Here is a 14,120-nt window from a genome sequence, read left to right as displayed (position 1 = left end):
CACGGAATTGTCATGTCAAGAAGGTTACCTCCCCTAAACGCTCTCAAGGCGTTTGAAGTTGCGGCAAGGCAGCTAAGTTTTACTAAGGCTGCGGAAGAGCTGTACGTAACACAGGCCGCGGTTTCTCATCAAATTAAAGCATTGGAAGAGCACTTAGGCTTAAAACTTTTTATGCGTAAAAACCGTTCTTTATTATTGACGGAAGAAGGGCAAAGTTACTTTCTTGATATAAAGGACATCTTTGGGCAACTACATGATGCAACCGAAAAATTATTAGCTAGAGGTGCTAAAGGCGCGATTACGGTTAGTTTACCGCCTAGCTTCGCGATTCAGTGGTTAGTACCAAGACTCAATTTATTTAGCGAAATTCATCCGGAAATAGATGTACGAATTAAAGCAGTAGATTTAGAAGAAGGTTCTTTAACAGATGATGTCGATGTTGCTATTTATTATGGTAAAGGCAAGTGGGCAAATATACACGCCGATAAATTACATACCGAGTATCTTATTCCAGTATGTTCACCGTTAATATTAAATGGGCCAAAGCCACTCAAATCTGCAGATGATCTTAAAAATCATGTACTGCTTCATGATGGCTCACGTAAAGATTGGAAAGAGTGGATGAAACAGCAAGACATTAAAGGTATTAATGTAAACCAAGGGCCAATTTTCAGTCACTCTTCAATGGTATTACAAGCAGCTGCGCACGGCCAAGGCGTTGCGCTAGGACATAGTGTATTAGCTAAACCTGAGTTAGATGCTGGCCGCTTAGTGATTCCGTTTAACAATGTGTTGGTTAGTAAAAACGCATACTATTTGGTCTGTGACTCGAGCCAATCTGAACTCGGTAAAATAGTTGCGTTCAGAGATTGGATGCTAAGCATGGTGGAGCAAGAGCAACAAGAGCAAGAGTTTGTTCAAGATGAATAATGATAAGGCCACTAATGGCAAGGTAAATAGTGAAAAGATGTCAAACAACCAAGCAAGTAACTTATCAATCAATTTGGCAGTGAAGGCTCAAGCAAACTTCATCTTTGCACATGGTGCTGGTGCAGATATGGCTTCAGATTTTATGGAGCAAATCGCAATAGCATTACAGGCCGCCAATATAAATGTGATTCGCTTCAATTTCCCTTATATGCAACAACGCATGATTGACGGGAAAAAACGGCCGCCTAATAAGGCCGAGGTACTCCTAAGCGCTTATCAGGCAATTATTGATCAAGTTCAACAAGGAGAAGTATCTGGCGTCGATAAGCACTTGCCCTTGTTTGTTGGTGGTAAATCAATGGGGGGCAGAATGTCTACGCTGCTGCCGTCAAGCTATTCAGATACACTATCGGGGATCGTTGTATTTGGTTATCCATTCCATCCGCCAGGAAAGCCTGACAAACTCCGTACTGAACACTTAGCAGCATTTCAATCAAAGCTACTGATACTGCAAGGTGAGCGAGATACGTTTGGCAATGAAAGCGAAATCCAAAGCTATTCATTATCTAATAATATAATCTTATCGTTTTTGAAAGACGGTGATCATAGCTTTAAGCCAAGAAAAGCCAGTGGCCTTACTCTTGAGCATAATATTCAACAAGCAGTTGAAAGAACGATTAAATTTATTAAAGCAGATTTACCTGAGTAAAAGTCCAAACACGGAGTCGCGTAATGGAAAAAATAATTCTCTTAGTAGGTAGTGTCAGTGGTGCGCTCACAGTAATATTGGGGGCATTTGCTGCACACGCATTAAAAGGAAAGTTACCTGCGCACCTTATCAGCGTATTCCAAACAGGTGTGCAATACCAAATGTTTCATGCTTTGGCATTGTTGGCCGTTGGCGTTCTTATCAAGCAACAAGTTAGCCACGAAGTATCAAGCGCTACGCCATTAACGGTTGCGGCTGGGTTGTTTATATTAGGTACAGTGTTATTTAGTGGCAGCCTATATTTATTGGCACTAACACAAAATAAAATCTGGGGTCCAGTTACGCCATTAGGAGGGCTATGCTTTATTCTAGGCTGGTGCGTATTGGCGTATGCCGTTGTTAAGTCTTAGCATTATTGCATCCCTCAACGTTAAATAAATATAGAAATCATACATAAAAACTAAAAGTGAAATAATAGTGAATAGTTTAGTGTTGTACTGCCGCCAAGGTTTTGAAAATGACTGTGCGGCCGAAATACAAGAAAAAGCCTCGCAAATCGATGTTTTTGGTTTCCCTAGAGCCACCGCTAACAGTGGGTATGTGGTATTTGAGTGTTATCAGAGCGATGATGCAAAAAAGCTAATTAAAAAAATTGATTTTTCAAGCTTCATTTTTGCCAGACAGTTTTTTGCAAGTGTACCAGAAGTGACTGATATGCCATTGGACGATCGTGTGTCAGCAGTACTAAATGTGATCACAGATTTTCCGCTTTGCGGAGAGTTGCGAGTTGAAACCGCAGATACAAATGAAGCTAAAGAACTGAGTAAATTTTGCAAGAAATTCGCAGTGCCATTGCGTCAGGCGCTTCGTAAAAATAATAAATTAACGCGAACAGAGCAAACTAATAAACCAGTTATGCACATAATGTTTACTGCCAATGACAGGGCATTTATTGGCGTGTCATACAGTAATAATAATTCGCCGTACCACATGGGGATACCACGCTTAAAATTTCCATCTAAAGCGCCAAGTCGCTCAACCTTGAAGCTAGATGAAGCCTTTAACCTTTTCATTAGAGAAAATACTGAGCAGCGTTTAGGTGCTGGCCTTCATGCGGTTGATTTAGGGGCGTGCCCGGGGGGCTGGACTTATCAACTAGTTGAAAGAGGGATGCGTGTAGCAGCAATAGATAATGGCGCTATGGATGAATATTTAATGGGTACGGGGTTAGTTACTCACTATCGTGAAGACGGCTTTAAATTTGAGCCTAAAGCTAGCGCAAATTACTGGTTGGTGTGCGACATGATTGAGAAACCAACACGGGTAGCTGCATTAATGGCACAATGGTTATGTAATGGGTGGTGCCAAGAAACGATTTTTAATTTAAAATTGCCCATGAAGAAACGATATGAAACAGTGCAAGAAAGCATTGAAATAGCGAAAAATTTATTAAAAGAGTATGGAATAAAATACGAATTACAAGCTAAGCACTTGTATCATGATCGTGAAGAAATCACCGTACACATTCGCAAATTACACATCACTAGGTAAAAATTAGAATGAAACTACAGAAACTTTTTACAACACTTGCTTGTTTTTCAATACTGTCATGGAATGTGGCGGCAGAGTCAGTGTATGTCGGTGCATTCACCAGTTATGGAAAAATCGAGAATGAAGGTCGAAATAGCGACAATAGCGCAATTAAGGTCGTGACAGGTTTACGGATTCATCCACAATGGGCGATTGAGCTTGGCTATGCTGACTTAGGAGAGGTTGAAGAGGTGCGAACGGTATTTGTTAATGTTGATACAGATACGTCAAACACAGTATTTAAAAATGGATTTGAAGGCGAGGGCATTAGTTTATCATTATTAGGTATCGCCTCATCGCAAGCTGGCCAGCTATATTACAAAATAGGTGCGACTAAATTAGATGCAACGCAAGTGGTATACGGTCAAACAACATGTTCAGGAACTTACACCGTGGTTGAAAATAACAATCGCTGTGAAAAACACCTAAATGATAATGCACTAACGTTTGGCTTGGGATGGGAGCAAAACTTGTCAAAATCATGGCGAATTAGAACGGAGTATGAACGCATGCATGCTGAAGGTGATCTCACCATCCAAAATGCTTATTTAGGTGTTGTATATGCTTTCTAAGCAGTCACTATTTACAGTTACTTACGTATAAGAAAAAACCCGCAGTTGCGGGTTTTTTAATGGTTAATCATTGATGGTTAGTGATTACAAACGCTCTAATACTGCATCAGTGAAGTCAGTAGTACCGTGTGTACCACCTAAATCGCGTGTTGTTCTGTCACCCGTTTCAATAACATCTTTGATAGCTGCACGAATACGCGCTGCTTTGTCAGACATGTCTAAATATTCAAGCATCTGAATTGACGCTAGGATAACAGAAGTAGGGTTCGCTAAATTTTTGCCTGCGATGTCTGGTGCGCTACCATGTACTGCTTCAAAAATTGCGCAGTCTTTACCAATATTTGCACCTGGTGCCATACCTAAACCACCAACTAAACCAGCACATAAATCAGAGATGATATCACCGAATAAGTTAGTGGTAACGATTACGTCAAATTGCTCTGGGTTCATTACCAATTGCATACATGCGTTATCAACAATCATTTCTGCTGATTCGATGTCTGGGTAACGCTCACCAACTTCTCTAGCTACTTTTAAGAATAAACCTGAAGTAGATTTAAGAATGTTTGCTTTATGGAAAGCTGTCACTTTCTTACGGCCTTCACGGCGTGCTGTTTCGTATGCAAACGTCACGATACGCTCTGCACCTTCGCGCGTAATTTTACTCATTGCTTCCGCTTCGCTACCATCTTCAGATGTCACTTGGCCTAGGCCAGAGTACATACCTTCAGTATTTTCACGAATCGTTAAAATATCAATATTTTCGTAGCGGGCTTTAGTACCTTTAAAAGAAAGTACTGGGCGTAGGTTAGCGTATAAATCAAACTTTTTACGTAACGTCACATTGATTGAAGTGAAGCCTTCACCAACTGGTGTTGTTAAAGGGCCTTTTAGTGAAACTTTATTTCGCGCAATAGCATCCAATGTTTCTTGCGGTAATAACTCACCTGTTTTTTCTAATGCTGTTAAACCTGCGTCTACAAATTCGTAATCGAAATCACAACCAACTTTTTCTAAAATTGCTAAGGCAGAGTCAATGATGCTTGGACCAATTCCGTCACCTTTGATTACTGTAATTGTTTGTTTTGACATGACTTACCCTTAAAGTACACGGCTTCATTAAGTCAGAGAAACCGTAGAGGAATGAATGATGCGCGTTTTATAGCAAAAAAACGCAATATTTTCCAGTTATAGAACCCAGATGCGCACTGAATAAGCACTTAACTACAACTATTTAACACTAAAGTTAAACTAGTGCGCGAGTATCTTTATAAAGGAGTATAGACGGGGTACAGGCTTAATACTTTATTCACGATAAAGTTACTGTTATTTATATTTAAATCGAGCAGTTTAAACGACTGAGATAAGTATTTTTTAGTAAACGCATCTTGTGAGGCATTAGGGTTATATATTTGATGTGTAATTAATGTAGCTGAGCCAATAAGACTAGCAATGGTGCGCACCTTTTTTAAGCCTTGCATACTGGCCGGTAACGTTTCTATTTGTTTAAATGCTTCAGTGCTCTCAGCAGGCAGCAGCCACTGTTTAGCTAGCTTTTGTGCAGTAGGGCTGTAGTTCTCAATACCTGTTAGTTCAAACAATTGCGTTATCTTCAGTGCCTCTTCACCCGTCAGCGTTTTGTAAGTATAGCGGCGAGTTTGTATTTTTAGTGTTTTACTCATAAAACACGGTGCAGCCCAAAATGCACTGAGCATTGCCGCTTCTTCGGGTAATAAGTAATAGCACTTATCAGCCAATACCTTGGCAACTAACATTAACGTGTAAAGCTTTTCAAAGTCGAATGCGAAGTTGGCATATCTCATTCTTACAATCGCATCAAGCAGCTTACCATTTGAAAGTAACGCAGGTAATCGAGCTAGCCCTAGCATCATTATCGCATGCTTCAGGTCAGTGATGGGTTTGGCATTCGTTGTTTCTTGGTTAGCTTCGCGCAAAATAAGTTGCGCCAGCGCACCAGAGTCGGAAATACGATCTACTAATCGATTAAGTGGTGGTTCAGTATTGATGAAAGCCAGCAATTGCTTTAGATCATTTGGTGCGCGCATCATGGATGGTTTGTATTTAGATGCGGGCATCACACGTGCGACTTTGCGCTCTTTAGCAAATGAGCTTAACGCACTGCCCCAAATAGATGCAATAAATGTTGGAGCAGCAAGCTGTTGAGGCGGGTAGATTAAGTTAATGGTTTTGGTATTCACTAAATCATACTCGCCTTGAATACCCACTTTGTTATTTAAAAATTTAAACACAATGTAAGTATTAGCGTCACTTACTTTTCCCACTATCATGGCGATTTGCGTTGTTTTTTCTTCTGCTTGAAGGTGTGAGCGTTTAGCTTGATAACTAACGATCATGCCATCAGAAACTGGGTAATACTGTGCGATAAAAGGAGATAGCAACGAATACAGGCCTTGATGGTTTGGTTGCAATAAAAGTCGTTTAATTGCATCTGTTAGACGCATTGTTGCGGTGCGAGGGCAGGGCGTTACTTTTAATGCGATATTAACTGCGCAATACAATAGTTTAGAGCCATCATCTTGTTTTGATAACGATAACTTTTGGGGCAACCCTTTGCCGTTAATGTTCTCGTTGTATTTTAGAACGCTATTAAGCCATAAAGGCTCTTTTACTTTGATGGCTTTTAGTAATTGATAACTTTTAAGCGGCATCAACTGCATAGACTCGCGTTGAACTTGGGTTAACGTTTTTTTATTACTGTATAAGTTTAATTCTTCTTTATTTCTTAGAAAGGCACTCAATGCAGCACAAATTAATGACACTCGTGAATGCTTCTCCCACTCATGTGAATGGCTCAATAACAAGGTGAGTATCGCGGTGTTGAGCGTTAGCTTTTCGACGTAATCTAATTGATTCGAATTAATATGAAGTTGACTAACGACAAGGGCAGGCGCTTGACAGTAAAGCTCGTCTAATTGTTCAGCGACTAATGTAATAAGCGGATGGAGTTTCGGCCAATGCGATTTATTTGACGCAGCACGATACACGTTGGCAATTGCCTCGTGTAGTTTTTCTACAACATTTTCATAGTTCGCTTCAGGTGGATTCACAGCTTAGTTAAATATCTTTATAAGTTTGATACGCTGTATCACCCCAAGCAATTAACAAGCCATTTTTAAACAGTAGCGGCGTGCATTCATCTTTAGTAGTAATGCCGTCAGACTTAACATGCTGTGTGCGATAAAAAAGTACCTGTACATTGTCGCCATCTATTTGTTTGGCTTCAGTAATGTCTGGTGCGCCCATGTATTCAATGACCGCTTTTTTATTGTGATTATCTTCTAACGACATACTGGCAATATATTTGCGGTTGTATGCTTCTCTGTCTTCCCAATGCATAGTGTCAGGATCATCGGTATAAAATAACAAAACAGAGGCTGCGAATAATAAATATATGCCTACACCTAAAAATATATACTTCATTACTTTGTTATTCATGATATTCCACTAAATGACTATTTTATTGTTTTACAGTGCAGCTATTCTTGAAGCTTGTAATTGAGTTAACCTTTAAATAAATCGCACAATTTGTTGATGCCTTAAGAATACAACGCCTCGGTTAAATTCGCTAGTGGCAGGTGGGAGCAAAGTAAAAGAAGTTGGTGTTTAGAGTGTATCTATTTATTACTTTTTAATTCGTCACGTAGACTCATTAGCAATTGACCGAGTCGATTTTTACCTTTGCCATTTGCACCAACTCCCCAATATTTATCATAAGGTGAATCTTCAATTAATTCTTTTTTACCCGTACCCAGTAATAAAGATTTCAACTCTGCATTTTTAAATTTATGACGTAATCCCTTAAGCATAATGTTTTCTTTTACCAAATCCCAATCAGAGCGAATCGGAAATGCTCTTGACTGACCAAGGTCTTTAGCTTGTTTAGGTGAGCCGCAATCCCTAATTCTTTCAAACTGTTCTGTGCCCTCAAACTTCATCGCTTGAAAATAATGCTCCATTGTTTTCCAGTAGTGCCCGTCCAATTCGAAGCCAAAACCAGCGAAGTTAGAAAGTTGATAATACTTATCATTTTTAGCGAAAAATTTAATTGATTTTGCCATTGAGTTATCAAAATTTATATTAGCAGCAGCGCTATTTTTAATAAAAAAGGAGTAGCATGGGAGGCTACCATAGGTATCTATTTATACAAAGTAATCGACTTCAAAAACTATAAATATACTTTTGAAGCAGCATTATTCCAGAATAGGGTTTCCAGAGTTAGTTGGAATAAGGACTAATTATGGACTATCACCATGATTTACCAAGTTATTTTTTATTATTCATTGTAGGGTTGTATCCAAAAAATGCAGTATCATTGCCGATAAATATTTCAGTTATGGAAAGATACAGAAGTAGCGCTCTCATCTTTTTATATGAAAGTTATGGTTATGGGATGAGAAAGAGTAAAAGATTAAGCGGCGCTCGTATTTGGAAAGATTGACTTCATCTAACGGTCGTATAGCTCTTTTAGAAAGTAGCCCGGTATTTACTAATATGTATTGGGACTTAGAAACAAAATATTGATTGCAATTTTTAATATTACATCACAATAGAACCTTCAAATTGTATTGTATACAGCTGAAGGAAAAGAGGCTAGACGTAGACATATTTCTTGTAATAACAGGGTTACAAAAGACGGTTACAAATGTTTTTCTGAAAGTAATAAGGTTCATTGGTTTAACGAAATAAATCAGAGGTCTATTTTTAAATTGATGACGTTGATGCACCAGTGTGTGTAGAAAAGAAATGTTTTACGATATAGTTAAACAAGTAATAAAATTAAATAGATAGCTATATTGTTGATTTGTAATGTTATTGAGGTCGAAGTGAAGTGAGACCCTCACTAATATGAGACTTTTTTGATTTTTGTTTCTACTATAATAACTATAGCTGGGTACTTTAAATTCCTAAAGGGATATTCAGCCAAGCATATAGGGCATAAGTATCCCTAAAGGGGTTGTCACTTCCTCGTATAAAAAGTGAGCAGCGGGCAGATCAGACTTTAACTCATTTTTGCATAGATGATGCTGCAGAGTGAGTTCGACCTATCGCTTTACTCATTTACCCCTGTGATAACAGTCAAACTTGGTAATCAAGATAACTTTGGCTTCGAATCATGAATATCTTTTTTTATGCACAGCTAACGCAGTAAAACCGCAATTCATTAGATCTGCAAACAGGCTTTATCGATCACCATGGGATCTCTTGGCCATCATAACTGATAAAGTTGCCAGTATGATTAGGAGCTAAGTCTTCAATCACACTAATGATGCCTTTTACACTGGTTTCTACTTCAATCAGCGCGTCGTCGCCACCCATATCTGTTTTTACCCAGCCTGGGTGCAATGCTACACAAAAAATATTGTCGTCTTTTAAATCAATCGACAGGCTTTTAACCACGGCATTGAGCGCCGCTTTAGAGGAGCGATAAATATAACTTTTGCCATAACCATTATCAGCAATACTGCCCATTTTACTACTTAGAAAGGCAATTTTTGAGGATTCAGCTTTTTTAAAACTGGGATAAAGTGCTTGGCATAACATAAGCGGCGCTACGGTATTAATTGAAAATACATTTAACCACTCATCCGCATTTACCTCACCAAACTGGCTACCCTTTGGCCCATAAACACCTGCGTTATTAATAAATACGTCAATTGCACGAGTACTTAGTTTATTAGCAAGGTGTTTAATATCTTGTTCTTTGGCAACGTCGCACTGAATAAGCTCTAGTTGTTCGTATTTTTCAGCAAGACTAATTAATGCTTTTGATGAGCTATGCTCACGGTAGGTGGCAATAATATCGCAATCAGCGCCCTTGTAACCTTGAGCTATTAAATGCTCTACAAAGCCAAGACCAATACCTCTATTAGCGCCTGTTATTAATATGGTGTCACGCGGTGTCATAACGAGTTCCTAGTCGATAGTTTTTTAGATTTATTCCCAAGTCTACATCGGTTTTGGGTGCCAGAAGTGTTGCTGCTAACTTAAAGCTATACTGCTGTTCGCTTAGTGCTTGTTTCGCTTTTTTTGATAAGCTGTCATCTTGCACTGCTGCTTTAAGGCTAGCATGATTTGTTAAAATTTCTATGGCGGTTTTTGGACCAATGCCTGCAATCCCTTTGATGTTATTGGTTGAGTCACCCACTAGCGCCCAATAACTCACCAGCTTTTGTTTGCTTACACCAAACTTATCCATGATATATTCGTCGGTGACAAATGCTTTTTTGAAGTGATCATAGATTTGAAGATTATTTTGTAAAATCGGTAAGAAGCCTTTATCAGTAGAGACAATGATGGCTTGGTGCTGCTTTTCAACTAGTTTACTAGCAAGTGAGGCTATAACGTCATCCGCTTCATATTCATGAGGAGAAATTGATTTTACTCCTGCCTCAGCCAAACATGACTTTATAAGTGGGAGTGTGCTGTGTAATAACGCGGGCATCGGCTTTCTGTCGGCTTTGTATTCGGGATAAAGCTTATGGCGCCAGCTATGCTTAACGTCATGATCAAAAACCATAACAGCGTGAGACGGTTCAAGCTGGCTGATGATCTTTTTTACCGCGCTTTCTACGGTATTAATCGTATTATGTTGCAGTTGCTTGCGCGTATTATCAGAAATGGTGTCTGGTAACGGTAAATAGGGTCTTTCTTGCACTGCATAGATGCGCCGAATTAAATTCAGCGCATCTATTAAAACGACTTTTATCATTTGTTTACCCAGTAAATGTGATTATGGCTTGCCGATTACTTTGGGTATATTTTGTATTAGTTTTCTATTTTATAGCAAGGTGTATATTCGCTACCCGGTAATTTCATCCGCTGCTGCTCAACAAAAGCACGTAATAACTTATCCATCAGTTTCATTAGCTCTTTTTGCCCTGAAAGCTTAAACACACCGTGTCGTTTAATTGCGCGTATACCTTCATCTTTTACATTTCCTGCAACAATGCCAGAAAATGCGCGGCGTAAATTTGCAGCAAGTTGCGCAATGGGTTGATTAAGGTGTAGATTCAGCCCTGCCATATTTTCATGGCTAGGTATAAATGGCAGTTGAAATTCAGGCTCTATTTTTAAGGTCCAGTTAAAGTGATACGCATCGCCTACCTGCTTACGATATTGTCTGACCTCGGTCATTTGTTCTTTCAGGAACTTAGCAACCCCAGCAGGGTTATCAATAATAATATTTAGCTTACTTTTTGCTTCCTCACCTAACGTAAGGGCAATAAAATTTTCTAGTTCACGAAAGTAACTTTCACTTTCTTTAGGTCCGGTGAGCACAATAGGCAGCTGCTGTTTAGCATTATCAGGGTGTAGCATAATGCCTAAAATATATAGCAGCTCTTCAGCCGTGCCAGCGCCGCCGGGAAAAATAACAATGCCGTGTGCAACACGCACAAATGCTTCTAAGCGCTTTTCTATGTCAGGTAAAATAACGAGTTCGTTAACAATGGGGTTAGGTGGTTCTGCTGCAATAATGCTGGGCTCTGTTAGGCCAAGGTAACGTGTTACTTTAAGGCGTTGTTTGGCATGGCCTATTGTTGCGCCTTTCATTGGGCCTTTCATTGCGCCTGGACCACATCCGGTGCAAATATTCAGTCCACGCAATCCCATTTGATAACCCACTTCTTTGGTATATTGGTATTCATTGTCGTTAATAGAGTGGCCACCCCAACACACCACCATATTAGGTTCGCGATGAGGCGCAATAGCGTTGGCATTTCTTAGCATGTCGAATACTACGTGGGTTACATGGGTATTATTGGTTAAGTTAATGCCCGAATTAGGCTGATATTTAGTTGCTATGTGCAGAATGTCGCGAATAACAGCAAATAAATGCTCGTGGATCCCTTTAATAATCTCACCATCTACAAATGCTTGCTCGGGTGGGTTGATCAGCTCTATTTTAATACCACGTTCACGACGTAATAAGTTAATGCCAAATGACTGATATTTTTCATATATTTCGGTACTGCTGTCTGTGTGGCTACCCACATTAAGTACTGCCAGAGAGCAGTTTCTAAATAAAGTATATAGCTGGCTGGTTGATGTGTTTTTAAGTTGGTCAACTTCAAGTTGACTCAGTAAGTCCATTGACCCTAACGGGTTTAGTTGAATATGCATAGGCTCTCCTTATTAACACGAAGTGCAGCGAATACCGCTTAATAGTGCTTGGTGCTAGGCGTTAATGTGTTGCATTTGTTTTTCTTTCTTTTTTATTTATTGCTACTGAATTGCATCCCGCTTTGTTGGCGGGACAACTTAACACGCTACTTAGACAAGCATAGGGCTAACCCATACTCAAATTAAATATTTATTTCATATTGTTAGCGTAGCGGACTATTTGTGTATTACAACTTGATCGCGGCCACCATTTTTTGCTGCATAAAGCGCTTCATCGGCTCTGTCGAACGCTTGTTGTGGACGATCACCTTTCTTAAAAGCGGTCACACCGATTGATACACTGATGGTGACTGCTTTATTTTTAAATTTAAAGGGTAACTGTTTTACTGCTTCTCTTAGTTTTTCAAGCGGCTTTTTAATTTGCTCAAGCGTTGAGTCAGGAAAAATAATCACAAACTCTTCACCACCATAACGTGCTAAAAAGTCAGCCGCGCGAATATTGCGCTTTAAGGCTTTTGAGATAACTTGCAGGGTTTTGTCGCCAGCACTGTGTCCGTAGGTATCATTAATACGCTTGAAAAAGTCAACATCTACAACAGCGATGCATAAGCTAGTGTTGTAGCGTTTCCAGCGGGTATATTCTATTTCTAAGCGTTCATCAAGGGCTGCTCTATTGGGGAGCTTAGTTAGGGCATCTTGCAAGCTCTTGAATGTTTGCTCTGAAAGACGCTTTTGATAGCTAACTGCTTTTTTTTCAACCTCTTCCAGCTTACTTTCCATCACCGACATTGTGTTCATTAATGACTTTCGCTCATTAACTTCAAGCTGCTCTTTTTTAGTTAAGTTTTCAGTAATAATTTTTAGCTTTTTACTGACCAGTAGCTTTAACGATTTTAAATCTTTAGCGGTTTGTGTTTCTTGTGAAAGCTCTGTGATTTGACTTTGAATTTGCTGATTCAGCGCTGCCATCTCAGCACTGAACGACTTATTTTGTTCTAATGAAGTAGTTAGTACTTGCTGAACACTTGAGAGCGCATCATTAACAGAAAGCACGAATAATTCAGCAGACTTACGCTCATCGCTGTAGTTATCAACAATCAGTTTAATAATATTCATGCTGGATGTTAAAAGCTCATCAGCATCTTTAATATTTAATAAGTTGCCCTTTATCGAGTCTATGGCTTCAGCGTGCTCGCCTTCAAAGGCTAACTGACTCACTAAATTTATTAACTCTTGAGTAATTTTATTAATTTCTTGCGAAGCTTGAGCGCCACTTGCAGATGAAGCAGTTTTTTTCTCGTTTCCTTGTGCGCTAGCTAATTGGTTTTTTGCCTCGAAGGCTTTTTGATAAAGCAATACAAGCTTATCTAAAACAGGAATGTACGAGGTAATTGACGACTGCGGAGTACTGACGGATGTTAATAAGCCTCTTAGATCTCGACGTAACTGATCTGGTAAGCCTTTTTGCCCTTGTAAAATTTTTCCTGCGCTGTGAAATGTGGAGTGCGTGGAATGAATATTATGAATTTGTCGACTTTCAATCTGTGTTAATGACTTGCTCACATCTTCAATCAGCGGAATAATATTTTCCATGTCTGGATTTTTTTTTAGTGAGTTCCGCAATTTTCCTAACTTACTATCCAACTCAAAGTCGATGCCTTTACATACTTGAGAGAGTTTTGATACTAAGTTAGTTAACGTTTGAAACTGGGCTTCATAACTTTTCTCTAATGTAAGTCTTGCATCTTTGCTTTTTTGTAATTCTTCAGTTAGTTGTTTTATTTTATCTGACACAAAATACTCTCTTATGACTTTGTTACTGCGAAGCGAGAACAAGCTAGTTAAAGTTAAAACATATAATTATAAATACTTTACCGTATTCCCTGTGTATTGTAAGTCCATATTCTCAGGGAATATAACGCTAAAATGGTAGTGAATGTCATTGTCTGTGTTTGCCAGCTGACTATTTAAGACGCATATGCCACCAAGTATAGACGACATTGAAAAAAATCAGGGGCAAATCTTTCAACTGGCATTATGCATCATAGTGATATTAAGTCATCGTATCAGTTTGTTAGTAGTCGCATCTAACTGGTGATTAATAAGGGTTTTTGTTATGGTGCTGGCGCTATTAAACCTACCAGTATTAAAAATAG

14 protein-coding genes are annotated in these 14,120 nt (G+C 39.1%); 6 read left to right on the top strand and 8 right to left on the bottom strand.

Features of this window, described 5'->3' with window-relative positions; translation table 11 throughout:
* The first annotated feature begins 12 nt into the window (after positions 1–12).
* From HUU81_RS12845 to HUU81_RS12825, 5 genes are all read left to right on the top strand, one after another.
* A complete protein-coding gene (locus HUU81_RS12845; protein WP_199609324.1) occupies positions 13–930 on the top strand; it encodes a transcriptional regulator GcvA in 918 nt (305 codons plus the stop codon).
* Complete coding sequence (locus HUU81_RS12840; RefSeq protein ID WP_233520499.1) at positions 923–1,639, top strand: alpha/beta family hydrolase; 717 nt, start codon at positions 923–925, stop codon at positions 1,637–1,639. The genes HUU81_RS12845 and HUU81_RS12840 overlap by 8 nt, the downstream gene beginning before the upstream one ends.
* 23 nt (positions 1,640–1,662) lie before the next feature.
* The gene (locus HUU81_RS12835; RefSeq protein WP_199609323.1) at positions 1,663–2,049 is read left to right on the top strand and encodes a DUF423 domain-containing protein; all 387 of its coding nucleotides are present in this window, start codon (positions 1,663–1,665) and stop codon (positions 2,047–2,049) included.
* A 67-nt stretch (positions 2,050–2,116) separates the two neighbouring features.
* Positions 2,117–3,190 (top strand): 23S rRNA (cytidine(2498)-2'-O)-methyltransferase RlmM, encoded by a 1,074-nt coding sequence (rlmM, locus tag HUU81_RS12830; protein WP_199609322.1) that lies wholly within the window; start codon positions 2,117–2,119, stop codon positions 3,188–3,190.
* 8 nt (positions 3,191–3,198) lie between these two features.
* Positions 3,199–3,801, top strand: coding sequence for an outer membrane beta-barrel protein (locus HUU81_RS12825; protein ID WP_199609321.1), 603 nt, complete (start codon positions 3,199–3,201; stop codon positions 3,799–3,801).
* 84 nt (positions 3,802–3,885) lie between these two features.
* Here HUU81_RS12825 and HUU81_RS12820 read toward each other — a convergent pair whose 3' ends face one another.
* The 4 genes from HUU81_RS12820 to HUU81_RS12805 all read right to left on the bottom strand — a co-directional run bounded on the left by HUU81_RS12820 (position 3,886) and on the right by HUU81_RS12805 (position 7,901).
* On the bottom strand, positions 3,886–4,893 hold the full coding sequence (locus tag HUU81_RS12820) for an isocitrate dehydrogenase (RefSeq protein WP_199609320.1): 1,008 nt from the start codon (positions 4,891–4,893) through the stop codon (positions 3,886–3,888).
* A gap of 176 nt (positions 4,894–5,069) precedes the next feature.
* Positions 5,070–6,890 carry a hypothetical protein gene (locus HUU81_RS12815; RefSeq protein ID WP_199609319.1) on the bottom strand — a complete coding sequence of 607 codons (1,821 nt, stop codon included), beginning with the start codon at positions 6,888–6,890 and terminating at the stop codon, positions 5,070–5,072.
* A gap of 7 nt (positions 6,891–6,897) precedes the next feature.
* Complete coding sequence (locus HUU81_RS12810; protein ID WP_199609318.1) at positions 6,898–7,278, bottom strand: DUF3192 domain-containing protein; 381 nt, start codon at positions 7,276–7,278, stop codon at positions 6,898–6,900.
* A gap of 179 nt (positions 7,279–7,457) precedes the next feature.
* On the bottom strand, positions 7,458–7,901 hold the full coding sequence (locus HUU81_RS12805) for an NADAR family protein (protein ID WP_199609317.1): 444 nt from the start codon (positions 7,899–7,901) through the stop codon (positions 7,458–7,460).
* 179 nt (positions 7,902–8,080) lie between these two features.
* Here HUU81_RS12805 and HUU81_RS12800 point away from each other — a divergent pair, with 179 nt between their 5' ends.
* Positions 8,081–8,281, top strand: a complete 201-nt coding sequence (locus HUU81_RS12800) for a hypothetical protein (protein WP_199609316.1) — start codon at positions 8,081–8,083, stop codon at positions 8,279–8,281.
* A gap of 749 nt (positions 8,282–9,030) precedes the next feature.
* Here the strand turns inward: HUU81_RS12800 and HUU81_RS12795 are convergent.
* The 4 genes from HUU81_RS12795 to HUU81_RS12780 form a co-directional block, all read right to left on the bottom strand.
* Positions 9,031–9,747 carry an SDR family oxidoreductase gene (locus tag HUU81_RS12795; protein ID WP_199609315.1) on the bottom strand — a complete coding sequence of 239 codons (717 nt, stop codon included), beginning with the start codon at positions 9,745–9,747 and terminating at the stop codon, positions 9,031–9,033.
* The gene (gene xni / locus HUU81_RS12790; protein ID WP_199609314.1) at positions 9,734–10,552 is read right to left on the bottom strand and encodes a flap endonuclease Xni; all 819 of its coding nucleotides are present in this window, start codon (positions 10,550–10,552) and stop codon (positions 9,734–9,736) included. Before xni ends, HUU81_RS12795 begins: the two co-directional genes overlap by 14 nt.
* Positions 10,553–10,608: 56 nt before the next feature.
* Positions 10,609–11,964: a nucleotide 5'-monophosphate nucleosidase PpnN gene (gene ppnN, locus HUU81_RS12785; RefSeq protein ID WP_199609313.1), complete on the bottom strand. Its 1,356-nt coding sequence runs from the start codon at positions 11,962–11,964 to the stop codon at positions 10,609–10,611.
* Between the two features lie 216 nt (positions 11,965–12,180).
* Positions 12,181–13,758, bottom strand: coding sequence for a GGDEF domain-containing protein (locus tag HUU81_RS12780; RefSeq protein ID WP_199609312.1), 1,578 nt, complete (start codon positions 13,756–13,758; stop codon positions 12,181–12,183).
* Positions 13,759–14,120: the final 362 nt, after the last annotated feature.

The sequence above is a fragment of the Flocculibacter collagenilyticus genome (assembly GCF_016469335.1).
In the GTDB taxonomy this organism is placed as follows: domain Bacteria; phylum Pseudomonadota; class Gammaproteobacteria; order Enterobacterales; family Alteromonadaceae; genus Flocculibacter; species Flocculibacter collagenilyticus.
Note: the sequence above shows the minus strand (reverse complement) of the source record. Positions and strands in the feature narration are given on the sequence as shown.

Coding starts and splice junctions, on each gene's coding strand:
- HUU81_RS12805 (WP_199609317.1), bottom strand. CDS start 7,901: ATGGCAAAATCAATTAAATTTTTCGCTAAAAATGATAAGTATTATCAA.
- HUU81_RS12810 (WP_199609318.1), bottom strand. CDS start 7,278: ATGAATAACAAAGTAATGAAGTATATATTTTTAGGTGTAGGCATATAT.
- HUU81_RS12795 (WP_199609315.1), bottom strand. CDS start 9,747: ATGACACCGCGTGACACCATATTAATAACAGGCGCTAATAGAGGTATT.
- HUU81_RS12840 (WP_233520499.1), top strand. CDS start 923: ATGAATAATGATAAGGCCACTAATGGCAAGGTAAATAGTGAAAAGATG.
- HUU81_RS12845 (WP_199609324.1), top strand. CDS start 13: ATGTCAAGAAGGTTACCTCCCCTAAACGCTCTCAAGGCGTTTGAAGTT.
- HUU81_RS12835 (WP_199609323.1), top strand. CDS start 1,663: ATGGAAAAAATAATTCTCTTAGTAGGTAGTGTCAGTGGTGCGCTCACA.
- HUU81_RS12825 (WP_199609321.1), top strand. CDS start 3,199: ATGAAACTACAGAAACTTTTTACAACACTTGCTTGTTTTTCAATACTG.
- ppnN (WP_199609313.1), bottom strand. CDS start 11,964: ATGCATATTCAACTAAACCCGTTAGGGTCAATGGACTTACTGAGTCAA.
- xni (WP_199609314.1), bottom strand. CDS start 10,552: ATGATAAAAGTCGTTTTAATAGATGCGCTGAATTTAATTCGGCGCATC.
- HUU81_RS12820 (WP_199609320.1), bottom strand. CDS start 4,893: ATGTCAAAACAAACAATTACAGTAATCAAAGGTGACGGAATTGGTCCA.
- HUU81_RS12800 (WP_199609316.1), top strand. CDS start 8,081: ATGGACTATCACCATGATTTACCAAGTTATTTTTTATTATTCATTGTA.